Origin of the sequence: Merdimmobilis hominis, from assembly GCF_900104615.1 — a bacterium.
Taxonomy (GTDB): domain Bacteria; phylum Bacillota; class Clostridia; order Oscillospirales; family Ruminococcaceae; genus Merdimmobilis; species Merdimmobilis hominis.
The window spans coordinates 322,299-342,797 of the sequence record NZ_LT629939.1; the positions used below are offsets into that span (position 1 = coordinate 322,299).

The 20,499-nt window shown below is 60.1% G+C and carries 13 protein-coding genes; all 13 read right to left on the reverse strand.

Annotation, left to right across the window (positions count from 1 at the left end):
* Positions 1-2 precede the first annotated feature (2 nt).
* The 13 genes from smc to BQ5353_RS01655 all read right to left on the reverse strand — a co-directional run bounded on the left by smc (position 3) and on the right by BQ5353_RS01655 (position 20,198).
* Positions 3-3,563: a chromosome segregation protein SMC gene (smc, locus tag BQ5353_RS01595; RefSeq protein WP_071427174.1), complete on the reverse strand. Its 3,561-nt coding sequence runs from the start codon at positions 3,561-3,563 to the stop codon at positions 3-5.
* 38 nt (positions 3,564-3,601) lie between these two features.
* Positions 3,602-4,603: an elongator complex protein 3 gene (locus BQ5353_RS01600; protein ID WP_231358481.1), complete on the reverse strand. Its 1,002-nt coding sequence runs from the start codon at positions 4,601-4,603 to the stop codon at positions 3,602-3,604.
* A 7-nt stretch (positions 4,604-4,610) separates the two neighbouring features.
* Positions 4,611-5,279 (reverse strand): ribonuclease III, encoded by a 669-nt coding sequence (gene rnc / locus BQ5353_RS01605; RefSeq protein ID WP_054331026.1) that lies wholly within the window; start codon positions 5,277-5,279, stop codon positions 4,611-4,613.
* Between the two features lie 81 nt (positions 5,280-5,360).
* The gene (gene plsX, locus BQ5353_RS01610) at positions 5,361-6,386 is read right to left on the reverse strand and encodes a phosphate acyltransferase PlsX (protein WP_071427175.1); all 1,026 of its coding nucleotides are present in this window, start codon (positions 6,384-6,386) and stop codon (positions 5,361-5,363) included.
* A 4-nt stretch (positions 6,387-6,390) separates the two neighbouring features.
* Positions 6,391-7,725 (reverse strand): methylenetetrahydrofolate--tRNA-(uracil(54)-C(5))-methyltransferase (FADH(2)-oxidizing) TrmFO, encoded by a 1,335-nt coding sequence (trmFO, locus tag BQ5353_RS01615; protein ID WP_071427176.1) that lies wholly within the window; start codon positions 7,723-7,725, stop codon positions 6,391-6,393.
* Complete coding sequence (gene topA / locus BQ5353_RS01620; RefSeq protein WP_071427177.1) at positions 7,722-9,824, reverse strand: type I DNA topoisomerase; 2,103 nt, start codon at positions 9,822-9,824, stop codon at positions 7,722-7,724. The genes trmFO and topA overlap by 4 nt, the downstream gene beginning before the upstream one ends.
* Positions 9,825-9,874: 50 nt before the next feature.
* Positions 9,875-11,023 carry a DNA-processing protein DprA gene (gene dprA / locus BQ5353_RS01625; RefSeq protein WP_054331025.1) on the reverse strand — a complete coding sequence of 383 codons (1,149 nt, stop codon included), beginning with the start codon at positions 11,021-11,023 and terminating at the stop codon, positions 9,875-9,877.
* 22 nt (positions 11,024-11,045) lie between these two features.
* Complete coding sequence (locus BQ5353_RS01630) at positions 11,046-11,837, reverse strand: TrmH family RNA methyltransferase (protein ID WP_071427178.1); 792 nt, start codon at positions 11,835-11,837, stop codon at positions 11,046-11,048.
* A gap of 85 nt (positions 11,838-11,922) precedes the next feature.
* Positions 11,923-12,276 carry a 50S ribosomal protein L20 gene (gene rplT, locus BQ5353_RS01635; RefSeq protein WP_071427179.1) on the reverse strand — a complete coding sequence of 118 codons (354 nt, stop codon included), beginning with the start codon at positions 12,274-12,276 and terminating at the stop codon, positions 11,923-11,925.
* Between the two features lie 48 nt (positions 12,277-12,324).
* Entirely contained in the window at positions 12,325-12,522 is a 198-nt protein-coding gene (gene rpmI / locus BQ5353_RS01640; protein WP_054331022.1) for a 50S ribosomal protein L35, read from the reverse strand.
* Between the two features lie 20 nt (positions 12,523-12,542).
* Positions 12,543-13,088: a translation initiation factor IF-3 gene (gene infC, locus BQ5353_RS01645; RefSeq protein ID WP_074026294.1), complete on the reverse strand. Its 546-nt coding sequence runs from the start codon at positions 13,086-13,088 to the stop codon at positions 12,543-12,545.
* Positions 13,089-13,315: 227 nt separating this feature from the next.
* Positions 13,316-16,873 (reverse strand): helicase-exonuclease AddAB subunit AddA, encoded by a 3,558-nt coding sequence (gene addA, locus BQ5353_RS01650; protein ID WP_071427181.1) that lies wholly within the window; start codon positions 16,871-16,873, stop codon positions 13,316-13,318.
* Entirely contained in the window at positions 16,860-20,198 is a 3,339-nt protein-coding gene (locus BQ5353_RS01655) for a PD-(D/E)XK nuclease family protein (protein ID WP_071427182.1), read from the reverse strand. Before BQ5353_RS01655 ends, addA begins: the two co-directional genes overlap by 14 nt.
* Positions 20,199-20,499 lie beyond the last annotated feature (301 nt).

Below are 20,499 nucleotides of genomic sequence, written 5' to 3' on the forward strand. Positions count from 1 at the left end.
AGTTATTTCATGCCCAGCTTGCTTTCCAGCTCGCTCACCTTCAATTCCAACAGTTTGGAGACCCCTTCTTCCTGCATGGTGACCCCATACAGGACGTCGGCTTCCTCCATGGTGCCGCGGCGGTGGGTGATGGCGATAAACTGGGTTTTTCCGCACAGGCGGCGCAAGTACCGGGCAAATTTATCCACATTCACGTCATCCAGTGCCGCTTCAATCTCATCCAAAAGGCAGAAAGGCGCCGGGTTGACGGTTAAAATGGCAAAGTAAATAGCGATGGCCACAAAGGCTTGCTCCCCGCCGGAAAGGGCGGAAAGGTTTTTAATCACCTTGCCGGGAGGCTGGACTGCGATTTCAATGCCGCATTCCAGCACATCCTCCCCTGTAAGGGAGAGGCTGGCGCGGCCGCCGCCAAACAACTCGGTAAACACTTTAGAGAACTGATCCGCAATTTTTTGAAAGCTTGCCGCAAAGATTTCCCGCATCTCCCGGGTGAGGCTGCCGATCTGGCGGGAGAGTTCCGCCTCCGATTGGGTGACATCCTCCACCTGCCCCTTCAGCGCCCTGTACCGGCCAGAAACCTCTTCATACTCCTCCAAAGCCCCCAAATTGACGCTGCCAAGGGCCTTGATTTTCCCTTTCAGTTCCTGCAGACGGTGCTGGGCAGCAGACAGATCCTTCACCGGCTGGGCCAAGGCTTCCGCTTCGGTGCGGGTCACCTCATACTCATCCCACAGCCGTTGGATCACACTGTCATAACTCCCCTGGAGATTCAGCCTGTGCTCCTCCAAACGGGCCAGGCTGCGGGCGCTGTCCTCCCGCTTGGCGGAGAGCTCTTTTTCCCGCCCCCGCAGCTGGGTGGTTTCCCCTTCCCAACTCTCCCGCTGGGCCATGAGTCCCAGGATGTTCCCCCGGAACTCCTCGGCCTGACGCTGGCTGTGGGCTCGCTGGGATTTCAGTTCCTCGATCTTCTTCCCGATGGCCGCGTTTTCCCCAACGAGGGCTTCCGCCCGGGCGGTCAGTTCCTGGCCCCGGCTCGCCTGGTTTTCCCGCTGCTGCCGCAGCTGGTCCCGCCGGCCGGAAAGCTGTTCCACGTCCTTCTCCGCCGCCAGGGCGGAGAGGCTGTTCTTGGAGAGGCGATCCTGGAGTTCCCCCAGAAGGCCCTGGTGCTTCTCCTTGCGCAGGAGGGCGGTTTCCAACTGGATTTCCACCTCAGAAAGGCGGGCGGTCAGCTCTTCCAACAGCCGGTGGGCAGCTTGGTTCTGGCCCTCCAACTCCTTGGCCCGGGCGCTGAGGCGCTGGGTTTCCCCTTGGGCGAAGTCCCTCGCCTCCCGCAGTTCCTGCCGCCGCTGGGTGAGGCGCTGCAACCGGCTTTCCAGCCGGATGGCATCCTCGGAAAGGGTCTTTTTCCGGGATTCCAGAGCGGTCAATTCCGCCTGGTCCCGGCCGATCTCCCCCTGGGCGGCGAGAAGCTTCTTCTCCAATTCCCCGATCTTGGCATTCAGGGCGCTCACTTCTTGAGTGAGGGTTTCAATTTCGGTGCGGCGGCTGAGGGCGCCGGCGGATTTTGCCGTAGAACCCCCAGTGAGGGAGCCCCCTGCGTTGACCACCTGGCCATCCAGCGACACCACCCGGAACTGATACCTGGCCCCCTTGGCGATGGCCACAGCGGCGTCCAAATCCTCCGCCACAACCACCCGGCCAAGAAGCCAGGCCACGACCCCTTCAAAACGGGGATCGTATGTAACCAGGTCAGCGGCCAGCCCTACAAACCCCGCCTGGCGGGAGAGGGAGCGGACGTCCAGCCGGTTTCCCTTCACCGAGGTGCGGGGCAGGAAGGTGGCCCGCCCAGCCCGGTCCCGGGAAAGCTGCCGGATGGCCGCCTTGGCGGCTTCCTCATCCTCAGCCACAATATTCTGCATGGCGCCGCCTAAAGCGGTTTCGATGGCTAAGGCGTGTTCCCCCTTGGCGGCGATCAATTGGAAGACCGGCCCCACAATGCCCTGCAAGAGGCCCTTCTTCCCCTGCTTTACGATGTATTTCACACTTTGGGCAAAGCCCTCCATGCTGTTTTCCAGGTCCTCCAACAGGCGGGCCCGCTGGGATTTTTCCCGCAGCTGGTCCTCCCATTTTTGTCGCTGGGCGAGGAGCTCCTCCCGCTTGGCGGCCTTTCGCTCCAGCCGCAGGCGATAGCCCTTTCCGGTATTTTCCAGCCCGGAGGCTTCCTCCTCCAAAGCGGTGAGGTCCTCTTTTGCCTGGGCCAGCTGGGCCTCCACCTCCGCCAATAGGGAGGCGAAGTCCTGCCGTGCCCCTTCTTCTATCCGGGCCCGGGCCTCCTCCAACAACGAAGCGGAGGCATCCTTTTCCGCCCCGGCCTTGGAGACGTCCAGGTACACCGCATCCCGCAGGGCGCGCTGCCGGTCGATCTCCCGCTGGATGGCGGTCCCCTCCTCCTGAGATGCAGCCAATTCCCTGCCCAGGGCCTCCCCTTCTTGACGCAGGGCATCGAGAGCGGCAGATTTCTCCTGCATCAGGCTTTCCAGGGCGGCGATGGCCTGTTCCGATTCCGCCCCGGCCTGGCCGGATTCTTCCAGCTGGGCAGCGATTTCCCTTTGTGCCTGCTGGTTGTGCTCCCGGTTGTTTTCGCACACAGCGATCTCGGCAGTGCGGGCGGCGGCGGCCTCCTCCCGGCTTTTCACCTGGGAGCGCGCTTCCTCCGCCTTCACCGACGCCTCCTGCATCTTTTGGTACAGGGCGGCGATTTCAGCCTCCACCCCGGCGATCTCCCCATCCAGTTCCTTGCGGCGGGACTGCTCCACCAGGATTTTGTCCTCCTCCGCCCGGATGAGGGCCCGGGCCTTGCGCAGGTTATCCATCCACAGGGAGATTTCCAGCGTCTTTTTCTCCCCCGCTAAAACGAGGAATTCCTTGGCCTTTTCGCTCTCCTGCCGCAGGGGTTCCACCCGTCTTTCCAGCTCCCCCAAAATGTCCCGCAGCCGGTCCAGGTTCTCCCGGGCGGCGGCCAGGCGGCGCTCCGCCTCGGTGCGGCGGAACCGGAATTTGGCGATTCCGGCAGCTTCCTCAAAAATTTCCCGCCGGTCGCTGTCCTTGGCGGAGACGATCTCTGCGATCTTCCCCTGGCCGATGACCGAGTAACCGTCCCGCCCCAGGCCGGTGTCCAGAAACAGCTCGTAGACGTCCCGCAGCCGGACCTGAGCGCTGCCAATGCGGTATTCGCTCTCCCCGGAGCGGTAGAGCTTGCGGGACACGGTGACCTCATCTTCTTCCATAGGGAGGGCGCGGTCCCGGTTGTCGATGGTGAGGGACACAAAGGCGTACCCCTGGGAGCGGCGGGTCTGGGTGCCGCCGAAGATGACATCCTCCATCTTGGCGCCCCGCAGGGTGCGGCTGGACTGTTCCCCCAGTACCCAGCGCACCGCGTCGGAGATGTTGCTTTTCCCGCTGCCGTTGGGGCCCACCACTGCGGTGATCCCCGGGCCGAAGGTCAGCCGGGTGCGGTCGGGAAAGGATTTAAACCCCTGGATTTCCAGCACTTTCAGCTGCATGCGGCATTCCCCCCTTTCGCGGTCGTTTCGGTCTTCCATCAAAATGATATGCGGATTCCATCCCCGGTAAGGGCAGGGTCGGCTTTCACCTTCACCCGGTAGCCCCGTCGCTGCAACTCCAAAAGGTTGCACCGCTTTTGGCCGATCATCCGGGAGAGGTTGCGGGGTTCCACCCAAAGGGTGACCTCCCCTTGGGGCATCCCCTCCAGCAGCCGGAGAGCCCGCCGGAGGAACATCCTCCCCTCGCAGACCTCCCGGAAGGCGGGATGATAGGGCCCGGCCACCCGGTTCTCCTCCAAAGACGGGCTGTCGTGGAGCCCACAGCGGATGACCCGAATCCCCTGTTCCCCGAAAAATTCCAACAGGCGGGCGGAAAGTTCCACCGCCTCCTCGAATTCCATGGGGAGGTACTCCCCCGATTGGTACAGCGTTTCCAACTGGGTACGGCGCAGCACCACCGTGGGGTAGATCCGCACTGTATCCGCCCCCAAAGCGGCGAATTCCCGGGCGGTTTCCATGGCCCCTTGGGGGCTGTCCCCGTAGAGGCCCAACATCATTTGAAGGCCCAGCTCCAGCCCAGCTTCCCGGATGAGCCGGGAGGCATCCCGCACCGCCTGGGCATTGTGGCCCCGCCGGTTCATCTCCAGGACCCGGTCGTCCATGCTCTGGGCCCCCAGCTCCACAGCGGTGACCCCATAGCTTTTCAGCATCGAGAGGATGTCCCGGTCGATGGCGTCCGGCCGGGTGGAAAGGCGGATACCCCCAAAGCCCTGCGGCCCCACAAAGGAAAATGCCGCCTCCAACAGCTCCCGCTGGTAAGCCGGGTCGATGGCGGTGAAACTGCCGCCAAAAAAGGCAATTTCCGCCTGCCGGGCTCCCTCCCCCAACTGCCGGAGAGCCTGTTTACAGGCCGCCTTCACCTCTTGGGCGGTGGGGGCAGACACGGCCCCGGAAATTTCCCGTTGGTCGCAGAAGCTGCACTGGTTTGGGCATCCCAAATGGGGGACAAAGATGGCTACATTGGCGTGTTTCCCCATCATTGCCCCATCATTGCCCCATCAATTCCAAGGCCTCTTTGGCCGCCATCTGCTCGGCGTCCTTTTTACTCTTGCCCACCCCGTGGCCTATGACGTTGGAGTTGAGGCGGACTTCCACTTCAAACCGCTTGTTGTGGTCAGGGCCGGATTCCTCCACCAGCACATAGGAGAGTTTTTCCTCCGGGTTTTTCTGCACGATCTCCTGGAGGGCGGTCTTGTAGTCGTGGAAGCGGATTTTGCTCTCACTCTCCAAGGTGTCCATGACAAAGGGAAGGACAAACTCCCGGGCCGCCTCCATGCCGCCGTCCAGGTAGATGGCGGCGATCAGCGCCTCAAAGGCGTCTGCCAGGATGGATGGCCGGGTCCGGCCGCCCATCATCTCTTCCCCCTTGCCCAGCCGGATGGCGGAACCCAGGTCGATTTTGGCCGCGAAGCCGCACAGGGATTTTTCACAGACTAGAGCCGCCCGCAGCTTGGTCAAATCCCCCTCCGCCAAGCTGGAGTTTTTAAAGAGGTAGTCGGACACCACGATGGAAAGCACCGCGTCCCCCAAAAACTCCTGCCGTTCGTTGTACGGGGTCGGGTCCTTCATCTCGTTGGCATAAGAGGAATGGGTGACCGCCGTCTGCAAATATTGTTTTTCCCGAAAGTGGTAGCCAATCCGTTTTTCCAAATCCACCGGGAAACCCTCCTTTCATTCGTTCCTCCACAGGATGCGCCAAAAGACGGGAGCAGATCTCCCGCCTTTTGGGCCTTCCATTTATTCTTCGGCAACTGCCGCCGTGCTGGTTTTGAGTTCTTCCAGCGCTTTCTGCATGGTGCCAATCATGTCGCTTTCACAGCACAGCTTAGCCTGCCGGATGGCATTTTTAAAGGCATAGCCGTTGGAACTGCCGTGGGCTTTGATCACCGGCTTGGTAAGGCCCAACAGGGGCGCGCCGCCGTGTTCGGTGTAGTCCATCTTCTTGCGGAAGCCGTCCAGGCCCCCCCGCACGCAAAGGTAGCCGATCTTGGTCAGCAGCGACTGTTTAAACAGGTCCTTAATGGCTCCGCTAAAGGATTTGCCAAGCCCCTCGCTCAATTTGAGGATGACGTTGCCGGTGAAGCCGTCGGCCACCGCCACATCCACCTCGCCCAAGGGCAAGCCCCGGGCTTCCACGTTGCCGATGAAATTCACCGGCGCTTTTTTGAGCAGGGCGCCTGCATCGATCTGCAAGGGAAGGCCCTTGGTCTCCTCTGCGCCGATATTGACCACGCCGACCTTGGGATTCTTGACCCCGATGACCTTTTCCATGTACACCGAACCCAGCACCCCGAATTGGCAGAGCATCTCCGGCCGGCATTCGTGGTTGGCGCCAGCATCCATCAGAAGGTAATTGCCCCGGCCGGTCATGGTGGGGATCACAGTGCCAAGGGCCGCCCGCTTGATGCCCTTGAGCCGTTTGACAATCAGGGTGGAGCCGACCACCAGTGCGCCGGTGCTCCCCGCCGAGAGGAAGGCATCCCCTTTCCCCTCGCTGAGCATCTTGAGGCCCACCGCCATAGAGGAATCGCTATAAGTTTTCAAGATATCGGTGGGGTCAGCTTCCACCGGCATAATACCGGGGGCATTTTCAATGGCAATCCCGGTGAGGTCGGCGTTCATCTCCTTGGCCGCCTCCCGGATTTTCTCTTCATCCCCGGTGAGGACCAGGTCCACACCGTATTCCTGTTTTGCCAGCAGGCAGCCCTCGATGACTGCCTGGGGGGCGTTGTCTCCGCCGAAAGCGTCTACAATAATCCGCATGATGCTAGTTATCCCCTTTCCCATACAAAGGTGTCTCTTCCTGCAAATAAGCCCGAAGGCTGTCCACTGCTCGCTGGGCCACCAACATATAGCGTTGGCTTTTATCCCGGATTCTATCCGGCCAAGGTGGCAAAATACCCATATTGGCCCCCATGGGCTGGAATTCTTTTACGTTTGGGTCGCTGATATAGGCACACAGAGCCCCCAACATGGTGTCCCGGGGGAGGACAAGAGGGGCTTGTCCCAGCAGCTGCCGCGCCAAATTCTGCCCCGCCAGGATGCCGGAGGCCGCCGACTCGGTATATCCCTCCACCCCGGTCAGCTGCCCGGCGAAGTAGAGGTCCTCCCTGCCTCGGAAGCGGAAGGTGGGCGTGAGCAGCCGGGGCGAATCCAAAAAGGAGTTGCGGTGCATCACCCCATAGCGCAGGAAAGATGCGTTTTCCAGCCCCGGGATCATAGAAAACACCCGCTTCTGCTCCGGGAACTTCAAGTTGGTCTGGAAGCCCACCAAGTTGAACATGGTGCCCTCGGCATTTTCCCGCCGCAGCTGCACCACTGCCCAAGGGCGGCGGCCGGTGCGGGGATCGGTGAGTCCCACCGGCTTCATAGGCCCGAAGCGCAAGGTGTCCGGCCCCCGTTTGGCCATTACCTCCACCGGCATACAGCCCTCGTAGACGGTGAAATCCCGCTTGTCAAATTCCTTTAACGGGGCGGATTCCGCGTGGATCAGGGCATCGTAAAAGGCCTCATACTCCTCCTTATTAAAGGGGCAGTTGATGTAGTCATCCTCCCCCCGGCCATAGCGGGCGGCAAAAAACACCCGCTCTTGGTCGATGGAGTCAAAGGAGACGATGGGGGCGGCAGCGTCAAAAAAGCTGAGGGTATCGCTGCCGCACAGCTCCCGGATAGCCTGGGCCAAAGCGCCGTCGGTCAAGGGGCCGGTGGCGATGACCGCCGGGCCTTCCGGGATGGCGGTAACCTCCCCTACATGGACGGTGATATTGGGGTGGCTTTTGATGTGCTGGGTCACCAGGTCGGAGAATTTCTCCCGGTCCACCGCCAAGGCCCCGCCGGCGGAGACGCTGGTCTCTTCCGCACAGGCCATGGTGAGGGAGGATAGCATCCGCATCTCCTCTTTCAGAAGCCCGGCCGCCGACCCCAGGCGGGAGGCTTTCAGGGAGTTGGAGCAGACAAGCTCCGCAAAGCCGGGGTATTTGTGGGCAGGGCTGTACCGCTGGGGCTTCATTTCAAAAAGGTCCACCCCGATTCCCCTTTGGGCCAAAGCCCAGGCGGCTTCACAGCCGGCCAGGCCCGCCCCTACTACCGCGGCCCGGATCATTCTTCCTTCTCCTTTTTCTCTTTGCCGGTGGCCTGCTCATAACCGCAGTCCGGCTTGAGGCAGTGAATCCGGCCATACCGCCCCGCCTTTTTAAACAGGGTGGAGCCACACTGGGGGCAGAGGTCGGTCAAAGGCTTATCCCAGGTCATAAAGGAGCAGGTGGGGTTGTTTTCACAGCCGTAGTACCCCTTGCCGTTTTTGGATTTTTTAGCCAGCACCTTGCCGCCGCACAAGGGGCAGATGCCGCCGGTTTCCTGGACGATCTTTTTGGTGTTCTTGCACTCGGGGAAGCCGGGGCATGCCAGGAATTTGCCAAACCGGCCCATTTTGATCACCATTTTTCGGCCGCACAATTCACAGACCACATCGGTCTCCTCATCCGGGACCTTGATCCGGGTGCCGTCCATATTCTTCTCCGCCTGTTCCAAGGTAGCGGCAAAATCTTTGTAGAAGTTGTCAAGGGTGCTGACCCAGTCGGTCTTGCCCTCCTCCACCCCATCCAGGTTCTTCTCCATGTTGGCGGTGAAGTCCACATCCACAATGTTGGAGAATTGGTCTTCCATCAGCTTGGTGGTCACCTCCCCCAGAGGGGTGGGTTTGAGGGCCTTGGCGTCCCGCTCTACATAGTTGCGCTGTAAAATGGTGGTGATAGTGGGGGCGTAGGTGCTGGGGCGGCCGATGCCGTTTTCCTCCAACGTCTTGATGAGGGAAGCCTCAGTGAACCGGGCCGGCGGCTGGGTGAAGTGCTGGTTGCCGTCCAGGGCTTTGACCTTGAGGGCCATGCCGGTCTCCAAAGGCGGCAGGGCGCCGGAGTCCTCTTCCTCCTCGTCCTTGCCCTCCACATACAGCACGGTGAAACCATCAAACTTCACCGAGTAGCCGGAGGCTTTAAAGAGGTAGTCGCCGGCGTGGATGTCGGCGGAGACGGTGTCCAGCAGGGCAGTGGCCATCTGGCTGGCGATAAACCGCTCCCAGATCAGTTTGTAGAGTTTGTATTGATCACTGGTCAGGCTGCCTTTGACCTTGTCAGGGGTGAGGCTGGCCACGGTGGGCCGGATGGCCTCATGGCCGTCCTGGGCGCTGGCCTTGGATTTGTACACCCGCTTGGTCTGGGGCAGGTAGGGCTTGCCGTACTTCTCTTCAATGAAGGCGGCCGCGTCCTTCACCGCTTCGTCGGAAAGGCGCAGGGAGTCGGTTCTCATATAGGTGATGAGGCCCATGGCGCCCATCCCCTCCACTTCCACGCCTTCATAGAGCTCCTGGGCGGCTTTCATGGTCCGCCGCGCCTGGAAGCCCAATTTGCGGGAAGCCTCCTGCTGGAGGGTGGAGGTGATAAACGGCGGAGCAGGGGATTTCTTGCGGACCCCCTTCTTCACCGTGCCCACCTGGAACTCCACCCCTTGGAGGGCGGCCAGGATGGCATCAGCGGTCTCCTTGTCCTTGATCTCCTGTTTTTTGCCCCCATGGCCGTGGTATTTGGCGGGGAACGCCTTGCGGCTGCCCTCAGCGAGCAGGCTGGCATCGATGGTCCAGTATTCCTCTGACTTGAAAGCGCGGATCTCCTCTTCCCGGTCGACGATCAGCTTGACTGCCACCGATTGAACCCGCCCGGCGGAGAGCCCCCGGCGGATTTTCCTCCACAAAAAGGGGCTGATTTTATAACCCACAATCCGGTCCAGGATGCGTCGGGCCTGTTGGGCGTCCACCAGCGCCTGATCGATCTGCCGGGGATGGGCCATGCCGTTCTGGACGCCGGTCTTGGTGATCTCATTAAAGGTGACCCGGTTCTCGTCTTTGAGATCCAGGTCCAGCAGGTGGGCCAAATGCCAGGAGATGGCCTCCCCTTCCCGGTCGGGGTCGGTGGCCAGATAGACTTTGTCGCTCTTCTTGGCCTCTTTGACCAAGGAGGAGATCAGATCTTCCTTGCCTTTGATGTTGACATATTGGGGGGTGAAACCGTGTTCGATATCCACCCCTATTTTGCTTTTGGGCAGGTCGCGGATGTGGCCCATGGAGGCCACCACCTCATAATTATCGCCCAGATATTTCTGGATGGTTTTCGCCTTGGCCGGCGACTCCACAATCACTAGATTTGACATCCAATACCTCCATGAAAGGATTCGGCCACAGTTGGCCGGGGGGTCTATGGCTACAGGCTGTATCGGCCGCCAGGCAAGGCGGTGACTGCCCCGTAGATCTCCAATTCGGTTAGGGTGGAGAGGACCTTTGCCACCGGCATCCGGCCCTCTTGGGCAATCTGCTCGGCGCTGCGTGGGCCCTGCTCCAACAGCTTGTATATGGAAAGCTGCGGCGGATTGAGATACTCCGGTGGGCGCGCCGCAGGCTGTGTTTTCTGGTTGATGGTTGGGGGCCTTTCTTTGGATTTGCGCTCCGGCGCCGGCTGCTGAGGAAGGTGGAAGGCGTACCCGCTATAGAGGTACTCCTCCAAAACATCCTGAGCGCAGGCCGTCAGCTTTGCCCCCTGCTGAATCAGTTTATGGGTCCCTTTGGAATTTGGCTCCTCAATCCGGCCGGGCACCGCAAAAACATCCCGGTCTTGGGAAAGGGCCAGGCCCGCTGTGATCAAAGAGCCGCTGCGCTCCCCCGCTTCCACCACCACGACCCCTTTGGAGAGGCCGGAGATAATCCGGTTGCGGCAGGGGAAATGGCCGGGGTTGGGCGGCGTGCCCGGGGGATATTCACTGATGACTGCCCCGTTTTGGGAGATGAGCCGGTGAAGGTCGCTGTTCTGCCGGGGGTAGTCCACATCGAGACCACAGCCCAGCACAGCGACTGTCTTTCCGCCGCCGGCGATGGCCCCTGCGTGGCAGATGGCGTCAATGCCGACTGCAAGTCCGCTGACCACCACCGCCCCGGCCCTGGCCAGGTCGCCGGAGAGAGTTTTTCCCACCCGCTTGCCATATTCGGTAAAATTGCGGGTGCCCACCATAGCGATGGGCAATTGTTGGGAGAGGTCGGGCAGTTCCCCCTCCACATAGAGCACCAGGGGGCAGGAATAAATGTTCTTCAATAAATTAGGGTATTTAAGGTCCTCAGGCGTCAAAATTTCAAACCCGAGCCGCCTGGCCTCGGCGGCGTTTTTTCGCGCTTGATCCAAGGTGGTGTTGCCCAACAAAGAGAGCTCCTTCTGGGAGAAGATGCCCAGCCGGGCCAGGTTTATGCGGTCCATCTCATACAATTTCCGCGGGTGGCCGACCCGGGAGAGGACTTCCTCCGCCCGGCGGGTACCCACGCCAAACACCTGCTGGAACCACATCCAATAAAGCGCTTCTTCCATGGTATTCCCCCTTTTCCCTGCCCTAGGGCCGGGCCATCTCCCAGGCGACAATGCTCGCCGCCACCGAGGCATTGAGAGACTCCGCCCGCCCCGCCATGGGGATGATTACCGCGCTGTCGCACAAGGCGACAACCTCCGGCGGCAATCCCTTCCCCTCGTTGCCGATGACCACTGCGCCCCCTTGGTTCAGGGGCAGCCGGGTGATGTCCTTGGCCCCTTCCTGAAGGGCGGCGGCATACACCGGCACCTTCTCCCTCCGGAACCTTTCAAATAGATCCGGCAGGTTGTCCGCCACTGTAATAGGCAGGCGGAATACGCCCCCCATGGTGGCACGCAGCACTTTAGGGCTGTAAAGATCCGGGCAATCGCTGGTCAAAAACAGCCGGTCGATGCCAAAGGCTTCACAGCTGCGGATAATGGTGCCCAGGTTCCCCGGGTCCTGGAGGGAGCAAAGCACCAAATAATGCCCTGTACCCCATATTGTAGCAGTCTGGAAGTGATTGTCAAGCATAGGCAGGACGCAGAAAACCCCTTGGGGGGTGTTGGTATCGGCAATCTTCTGCGCCAGTTCCGGGGTGATTTCGTAGATTTTCTGGGCCTTTTCTGTGAGGAGAGCCGTTTCCTGGGGATAGCGTTCCCCTGCCTGAGGGGTAAGGAACAGTTGCTCTACAGCAAGGCCGCTCTTCACCGCATCGGCAGCAATTCGCGCGCCCTCGGCTACAAATAACCCGGTGCGGATCCGTTCTTTTTTCTGGGTGATCAATTTGATCAGCTGTTTGATCTGGGGGTTTTCCCGTGAGGTGATCCGTTCCATCCCTTCCCCTTTCCGGCGGCAGCCCGCCTAAGGTAGTAAAAGACGCCCGTGTCAATTGCGACCCGGGCGTTCTTTCTAGTCAAAATTACAGAGCGGCTTTTGCCTTCTCAACCAGAGCGGTGAAAGCAGCAGGATCGTTGATGGCGATCTCAGACAGCATTTTGCGGTTGAGGGTAATACCAGCCTTTTTCAGGCCGTTCATGAAGGTGGAGTAGTTGGTGCCGTTCATCTTGCAGCCAGCGCTGATGCGGGTGATCCACAGGGAGCGGAAGTTGCGTTTCTTCTGCTTTCTGCCAATGTAAGCGTACTGGCCGGATTTCATAACCGCCTCTTTTGCGGTTTTAAACAGTCTGCTCTTTGCACCAAAGTAGCCTTTGGCCAGTTTCAGTACCTTTTTTCTTCTCTTGCGGGTCATGGTAGCGCCCTTAATACGAGCCATATCGTTATACCTCCGTTTTGGTCTTTCTTAAAAGTAGTTCTTCAAAAATTATCTTGCGGGCATGAGGAGCTTGAGTGCTCTCATATTGGTCTTATCCGCATAGGTAGCTTTCCGCAGAGCTCTCTTTCTCTTGGTGGTCTTGTGGTTCAGGATATGTCTTCTGTTGGTGTGCGCTCTTTTTACCTTCCCGTTTTTGGTCAGTTTAAAACGCTTTTTGGCGCCGGTATGAGTTTTCAGCTTAGGCATGTGGATTTTCCTCCTTAAATTTACTTGGCATTCTTCGGTGAGATAAACGCGACCATGCTGCGTCCTTCCATCTTGGGCAGTTTGTCAACCGAGCCCAACTCCGAGCAACTTTCAATGAAGCGCTTAACGATGGCTTCGCCCAATTCGGGATGCGCCATCTCACGGCCACGGAAGCGCAGGGCAACCTTGACTTTGTCGCCGCCGGCCAGGAACTTCTTGGCGTGGTTGAGCTTGGTGTCAAAGTCGTGGACGTCGATGTTCAAAGAGAGGCGAACCTCCTTGACGTCCATGGTCTTCTGATTTTTCTTTGCTTCCTTCTCCTTTTTGGCCTGCTCGAACCGGTATTTTCCATAGTCCATAATCCGGCAGACGGGAGGGGTGGCCTGAGGAGCAATTTTGACTAGGTCAAGATTTTTTTCCAGGGCAATTTTCTGAGCGTCCTTTGTGGGGATTACGCCCAGCTGGCTGCCGTCGGCATCGATGACACGCACTTCCTTATCCCGGATCTCCTCATTGATAAGCAGTTCTTTGTTGCTAATGGTAAAGCACCTCCAAAATCCATAAATCGTGGTTTACAAGGCGGCAAAGCCGCCGGATAAAACAAAGAAAGCGCAGACCAATTCCGTCTGCGCTTGCAATACAAACCAAGAACGGCCACTAGCCGCACCTTGTGTTTCTATTGACCCAGGCCACTATCGCGTGGATAGGTGAGAACGGAATTCTGTTCTACTTTGTTTTCTAATCTATTCTACCAGGCAAAAGGGGATTTGTCAAGGCTTTTACCACGATCTTTTTACAAGATCTTTGTGGGGTCCGCGCGGACATCCCCCAGTGAAACCGGTATGGCTTCATCCAAGGCGAATGAATATAGTATACACGCCCCGATGGGGATATGCAAGCTCTCCTCCAATATTTTTTGATAGAGAAGCACCTGGACCCGGTACCGGTCCGTCAGCTCCTGAGGGGTTTTGACATAGTCGGTTTTGTAATCAATGACTGTCCCCCGGCCATTTTCCACCAAGATGCAGTCGGCAACGCCCTGGACAGCGGTTTGGTTGCCCCCGAACTCCCAGTCCAGGTAGGGGGCCAGAAGCTCCTCCCCCGCCTCGGCCAAAAACCGGTATTCCCGCAGCACCTGGTCGGCACAGAAGATCCGCCGGGCCAAATCCGAGCAAAAAAACCGCTCCAGTTTGGCCACTGGGATGGCCTCACCCTCCGTCGGGAGGAGGAAGCCCTGTTCCACCAGCCGGGCGATCTCCCCGGCGGGGTTGTCCCGAGCCGCTTCATAGGAGGCAAACTGCATGAATTTGTGGACGGCGTTGCCCCGCTCCGCACCGGTGAGCCCCTTTCCAATCAAGAACTTGGGCCGCCGGATGAAATAGTTTCCCTCCCCCTGCCCCTTTGAAATAGCCGAGACCGCCATTTTGGTGGGGATGAGGGTCGCTGCCCGGTTGGGGTACTGGAAAGCACACTGCCGCCGAAGGGCCTCTACCATCCCAGGATCTGGCAGAGATTCCAACCGGCCTCCCCCCTCTTCCCCAGCTTCTTCCCGGGGGTGGAGACTTTCCACCTGAATGGAGAAATGGCTGGAACCGTCCCCGCCCGAGACTTCACACCCGGCCAGGCGGCAGAGCTCCCCAGAATCCGGATGGTGGAGAAGAGCCATCAACAGCCAATCGGCGTAGCTGCTCCCCGCCCGCACCCGGCGGGAGGGCACCCGGCCGCCCTTATCAAGGCCCCCCGCCAAAGCGGAGAGCTTCTTCTCCGGATTTTTGAGCTGCATGGTGACAACCAGCCGCTCCTTGGCCCGGGTGAGAGCCACATATAAAATCCGCAGCTCCTCCGAGAGCATCGACCGCTCCAGTTCAATCTTCATCGCCTCCATGGGCACGGTGGTGAATTGGCGCATCAGCTGTTCATCCCGCCGCATGCAGGCAAACCCCATCTGGGAGTGGAGGAGGGTAGGGCTTCGCAGGTCCTCTTTGTTAAACTGTTTGGCGGTGTCGCAGAGGAAGACCACCGGGAACTCCAACCCTTTGGAGCGGTGGATGGAGAGGATCTGCACCGCGTCCTCCCCACCGCTGCCGGTGGGTGGGGCCAAGTCCTCCCCCTGGCGTGCCAGCCGGTCCAAAAACCGGATAAACCCGACAAGGCCTTTTCCCCCGCCGTATTCCGCCGCGTAGGACAGGAAGGCCCGCAGGTTTTCTTTCCGGCGGGCGCCCCCTGGCATTGCTCCGGCGATCAGCTCAAACCCGGTGCAATCGTAGACCTTCTGCACCAGCTCCTGGGCGGGGAGCACCGCTGCTTCCCGCCGCAGGTAGGCGAGGGTCTCCAAAAACCGGGCGGTTTTCTCCGATGTGCCGCTGTAGGCGATGGCCGCCTCATAGATGGAAGCTTTTGGGGCAGAGAGCCGCAGCTGGGCCAGCTCATCGGCGGTGAAGCCGAAGAGGGGTGAAAGCATGGCGGCAGTCAAATCCACATCCAAAAGGGGGTTGTCCACCGCCCGCAGGAGGGAGACCACCGCGGCGATCTCCCGCCGGGCGAGGAATCCCCCCTGGCTGTCCGCCCAGCCGGGGATCTTCCGGCGGCGCAGGACTTCCAGGTATTTCTCCGCCTTATTTTTGGTGGAGCGCAGCAGAATGGCGATATCCCCCGGCCGCACGGGGCGAAGCTCCCCCCCATCTGTTACAAGGGTCTTCTCCCCCAACATCCGGGCGATCTGTCCAGCCACATACTCCGCTTCCAGGGCCGCGCCGTCCTCCTCCCCCAATTGGGAGGAATCCAGCACCCGCACCTGCCAACCCATCCCGGGGGCCTCCGGGTAGCTGGCAGCGGGGATCAGCGCCTCTTCGGCGGTGTAGTCCATCTCGCCGATTTCCTCACTCATCACCATGGAAAAGAGGAAGTTGATCCCCGCAGTGACCTCCGGCCGGCTGCGGAAGTTGCGCCCCAGAAGGATCTTTGCCGGGTAATGCTCCCCGTCGTATGGGGCAAAATGCCTCTTCTTTTCCAGGAAAATCTCCGGCATGGCCTGGCGGAACCGGTAGATGCTCTGTTTCACATCCCCCACCAAAAAGAGGTTTTTCTCCTCCCGGGAAACCGCCCGGAAGAGCATGTCCTGGGCTTCATTGGTATCCTGGTACTCGTCCACAAACACCTCTTCAAACCGCTGTGAAGCCTGTTTGGCCAAGGCAGTGGGATGGTATCCCCCTTCCTCCTTCTCCCAAAGGAGGGCGAGGGCCAGGTGTTCCAGGTCGGAGAAATCCACCAGCTTGCCTTCCCGCTTTTTTTCGGTGAACCGCCGGTCGAAGGCCAGGGTCACCTCAAACAGCCGGGTGATTTTGGGCAGCAGGTCGTCGATATCCTCCCGGAACTGGGCCCGGGTTGCGCAGAACTGCTTTTCCGCCAGTGTTTCGATCAGCTCTTTTACCTGCTTGCGTGCGGCCTGCACCCGCTCTTTTAAAGGGTCATTGGAAAAGCCCCGCAGGGCCTTGAGCCGGGGAAAACTGAAACTGTCCAGGGCGGCTTTCACCCCATCCCAGTCGCCGGCTTCTACACGCTCTAAGGCGGCACGCACCCCCTGCAGGTCGCTCTCGTAGGCGGGGCCATAGGCCGCCTCCATCTTCTCATCGGAGCGGATCTCCCACAGGGCTTCCTCTAAGGTGAAGGCGGCATATTCCAGGGCGTTTTTGCCATAGGCGAGGATCGCCTGGCCCCAGACTGTCTCCTCCACCGGGAGGCCGCTGCCGTAAAAGGCCAGCTTGTCCGCCAGCCAATCCTGGTAAAAGGGGTGGGAGCGGACAAAGTCGTAGAGGCGCAGTACTGTCTGGGTCAGGCGCTTGTCGTCCCGCCCGGTGGACAGCAGCTCCACCAGGCTGAAAAAAGCGCTGTCCTCGGGGTTTTGATAACATTCCTCGATGACCTCCGCCGCGGCGTCGGCCCGCAGCAGGTCCAGCTCCTTCTCATCCCCCACCCGGAAGTCCGGCGGCAGGTCCAGGGCCTGGAAATTCTGCCGCAGAAGCTCCTGGCAGAAGGAATGGATGGTGCTAATCTGCGCCCGGGCCAACAGGGATTGCTGCCGGGCCAAAGCGGCGTCCTGGGGATTCTCCTCGATGAGCTGGGAGAGCTTGAGACTGATCCGCTGTTTCATCTCCTGGGCCGCGGCTTTGGAAAAGGTGACGATCAGCAGCCGGTCGGCATCCACCGGGGCGATGGGGTCCAATATCCGCTGGATCACCCGTTCCACCAGGACGGCAGTCTTTCCGCTGCCTGCCGCCGCCGAGACCAGGACGGTCCCGCCCCGGGCAGTGATGGCGTCCAGCTGTTCTTTTGTCCAATTACGGCTTGTCAATCCCTTCTCCCCCTTCCGCAAAGAATGCCCGCTTGTCCAGCTCGGCGATCGTCCGCACCCGGTCGCCGTCCTCAAACCCGCAGACCTGTCGGTATTCACAGTAAACACAAGGGTCGTACCCCAGGCCAGAGACTGGCAGCGGCTCCACCTTCCCAGCGGAGAGCTCCTTGGCCATGGCGAGGATCTCCTCCTCGATTTTGGTTTTCAGCTGACCCATCTCTTCCAAGCTGGCCAGGGAAGACCGGGCGTCCAGCTCCCCATCCGCCTTGAGCTTTGCGGGGATAAACACCCCTTTGCCATCCTGTTCCATGCCTAGCACCACGTCTTTATCCTCTAAAATCAGGCCGTTCATCCGCCGTTTTTTCTGCTGCTGGGCGGCCACCAATGCATCGCTCTCCCCCCGGTCGGCGGTGACGATGACATTTTTGGCCGGCAGGTAAAGCACCCCGGCGGGCAGGGCACCCTCCAGTTCCCCGGTGCCATTTTGGCAGATGGAGAAGAGGTAGATCAGCATCTGCATATTGAGGCCGTAGAAGATATCCGACAGGTTGAAGGTCTTGGAGCCGGATTTGTAGTCGATGACCCGGACGTATTTCTTCCCGTCCTTCTCCATCACATCCACCCGGTCCACAACCCCCTCCACCGAGACGGTGACCCCGTCGGGGGTGGTCAGCTCCAAAGGTTTCACCGGGCCATCCGCCCCGATTTTCAGCTCAAAGGCCACAGGGGCAAAGGCGCTTTGGGAGAATTCCGCGCCCAACTGTTCCAGCAGCCGGGTCACCAGGGCCACCAGCCGGTTGAACAGGTACCGGAAGCGGGTGGGCAGCGCGTCCATGTTGTCAATCCGCTGGGAGAGGTATTGGGTCAAAAGCTCCTCCACCTCCCGGTGCATCTGCTCCTGGGTCAGCTGGGAGAGGCCCTTCCCCCCATAACGGGAGACCATCCGCTCCAGCAAAAAGTGGATCACCGAGCCAGACTCCAGGGGGGAGAATTCCACCTTGCGCCGGGGCCGGATGCGAAGGCCGCTGGCGCAGAAATACCCAAAGGGGCAGGCGAAGTACTGCTCCACCCGGGAGGGGGAGAGACGCATCCGCTTGCCGAACAGCTGCCGGGCGAGAACCGGGCTCTGGATGGCATATCCATCCCGGTTTTGGGCCGCTTCCATCCGGTCCAGGAGTTCCCCGTCCCTCTCCTCCAAAAACGCCTGGAGAGATGCCCGCTGGGGGCTGTCCTGGTGGTAGACCCAGGAGAACGCCTCCCTCGCTGACGGAAGGTTGGCCGCCGCCTTGATGGGGTCGACGGCAGCGGGGCTCAGGCGACACCCCAGGATTTTCGCCGCCTGAGAGAGGATCACCGACGGCGCCAGGGCGCCGCCTTTTCCATCTTCTTTGGGGTAGCTGATGTACAGCCGCTCCCGTGGGGTGGTGACCGCAAAATAGGCGTAGAATTTTTCGTAAACCGATTTTTCCTCGATGTTTTGGGCGAGCTCCACCCCCGCCTCCAGAAGGCGGGTTCGCTCCTGGTCGGTGAACACACCGCCGGCATTGACCACCGCCGGAAACTCCCCCTCCACCGCACCGATGACAAAGGTGGCCCTCGGCTCCCCTGGGCGGATGCGGTCGGCCATGCCCACCATCACCTGGTCCAAGGTCTGGGGCCGCTGGCCGATGTCAGTTTTGCCGATGGCCAGGCGCAGCAGGTCGGTGAGCCTTTGCTGGCTCATGCCGGCCTCCCCCACGATCTGGGCAAATTGATCTAATATATCCACCAAGGCGTCCCAAAGGGCGGACTGTTCTTCTAAAAAGAGTGCAGCTTCCTCCGGCGGGAGGGAGGCGGCGAAATCCTCCAGGTGGCGGGGGGCCTCCACCTCCTCCAAAAGGGTGAACAGCCCTGCGGCAAAGGAGATGCCGTCCCCTTGGGCCAGCTGTCCCTTCAGGTTTTTCAACGGCTGGATCACCCGTGCCCGCAGAAGGTTCAGTTCCTCCAGTTGGAGGACCGCCGCCTCATCGAAGGCTTCCGAGAGGCCGCCGGGGTGGTTTTCAAAGGGGGTGAGCCAGTGGCGGCCCTCTACCCCCCAAATGTAGCAGTAGTTTTCCAGCCGGGCCAGTTCCGGTGCAGAAAGGCCCAGAGCTGGGTTCTTGGCAAAACGCAGGATGGCCTCGGTGGAATAATTGCCCCGCACCGCCTCCAGGGCAGACAGCAGCAGGGCGGTCAGGGGCTTGGATTCCAGTTCCACCCTGCGGTCAAAGAAGCAAGGGATGTCATAGCGGGTGAAAATCCGCTCCACCGGGGTGCGGTACCGCTCCAAGCTTCGGCAGATCACCGCCACATCGCTGTAGCGGTACCCTTCTTCCCGCACGAGACCGGCGATGTTGGCCGCCACCCACTGGATCTCCTCCCAAGGGCTTGGGGCGGCGGCGACCTGCACCCACTGGGACGTCCCGGGGCAGGGGATCACCCGGGGCCGCAGGAAACTGCGCTCCAAACAGGACAGTTCTTCATTTTGAAACCGGTGGGAACCCTCCAGCACCTCCGGCACAGCTACCCCTACCCCGCTTTGCCGTGCGGCGCGGATCAGCCGGGCTATGGCTTTTTTGGCGGTAGAAAACACCCCGTTCCCCCCCTCCTGGTCGGCCATGCCATCACAGCAGAAGGCGCAGGTGCAGTGAGGCGCCCCCCCAATCGCCAGTTCCAACATGCGGAATTCTGAGGCCATAAAGGTCATGAAGGAGTCCACAAACACCCCATATCCTGCAAAAAAGGGGTGATCTTCTACCAAACGGCAGGCCCGCTGCAAATCGTCGGCAGTGTCGGTATAACGGCTTTCCAGCAAGGCGTTGTACACCTCGTAGATGGTGGATAGCTCCGCTGCTTTCTCCCGCAGTTGGGCATCACCGCTCTCCCGGGCGGCAGCAGCCAGCTCCTCTGGTGAGACCCCGCCGTTTTTAAATTCCGAAACCGCGGCGCACAAGCTCTCCACAAAGGCGGCGCTGCCAACCTGCCGGGCATAGATTTGCAAGGTGTCCCGCACCTCCCCAAGGGCTAGGCTCATCAGCATCGCTTTGCCGGTGTCGGTCAGGGCGTTGACCGCAAGGCCGCCGTATTCCCGGAAGATGCGGTCGCACAACCGGGTAAAACTGAGCACCTCAACCCGGGCAGCTCCAGTGGGGCCAAGGCGGCGGTACAAAGCTTTTTCGCTTTCAAAAGAGTATTGTTCCGGCACCAGGAGGATGGCTTTTTTCCCGCCTTGAACCCAGTGTTCCAATTCCTCATAGAGGCGGGTGGTCTTTCCCGAACCGGCCGGGCCTAAAATCAAATGCAGCATCTTCACCCCTCCTGATGGCGTAAATGAAAAGAGCGGGTGTTCCCCGCGGATCGGTTGAATATTTAATAGGGCCGCAGTCTCAACCTGTGGACAATAGCCCGCTTTGCGGATTGTATTTTTCAGAACCTTTTAAATTGCGGTGCGGCCCTCGCCGCAAAGGGCTGCGCCCTGCAAGAAATTCTTCGAATGACACAACTTTGTTGTGGCTATGATACCACAAAGTCCGCACAGGCTGGAAAAATCCCGGTGCCGCTTTGCGGCGGGAGGGCGGCCCCTCAAAATTGCGTTGCCACTGTGTGGC

Bases quoted from the DNA above. Each gene is read 5' to 3' on its own strand.
- trmFO (WP_071427176.1), bottom strand. From the start codon at position 7,725: ATGATCCGGGCCGCGGTAGTAGGGGCGGGCCTGGCCGGCTGTGAAGCC.
- rpmI (WP_054331022.1), bottom strand. From the start codon at position 12,522: ATGCCTAAGCTGAAAACTCATACCGGCGCCAAAAAGCGTTTTAAACTG.
- plsX (WP_071427175.1), bottom strand. From the start codon at position 6,386: ATGCGGATTATTGTAGACGCTTTCGGCGGAGACAACGCCCCCCAGGCA.
- smc (WP_071427174.1), bottom strand. From the start codon at position 3,563: ATGCAGCTGAAAGTGCTGGAAATCCAGGGGTTTAAATCCTTTCCCGAC.
- BQ5353_RS01630 (WP_071427178.1), bottom strand. From the start codon at position 11,837: ATGGAACGGATCACCTCACGGGAAAACCCCCAGATCAAACAGCTGATC.
- rplT (WP_071427179.1), bottom strand. From the start codon at position 12,276: ATGGCTCGTATTAAGGGCGCTACCATGACCCGCAAGAGAAGAAAAAAG.
- topA (WP_071427177.1), bottom strand. From the start codon at position 9,824: ATGTCAAATCTAGTGATTGTGGAGTCGCCGGCCAAGGCGAAAACCATC.
- dprA (WP_054331025.1), bottom strand. From the start codon at position 11,023: ATGGAAGAAGCGCTTTATTGGATGTGGTTCCAGCAGGTGTTTGGCGTG.
- BQ5353_RS01600 (WP_231358481.1), bottom strand. From the start codon at position 4,603: ATGATGGGGAAACACGCCAATGTAGCCATCTTTGTCCCCCATTTGGGA.
- BQ5353_RS01655 (WP_071427182.1), bottom strand. From the start codon at position 20,198: ATGCTGCATTTGATTTTAGGCCCGGCCGGTTCGGGAAAGACCACCCGC.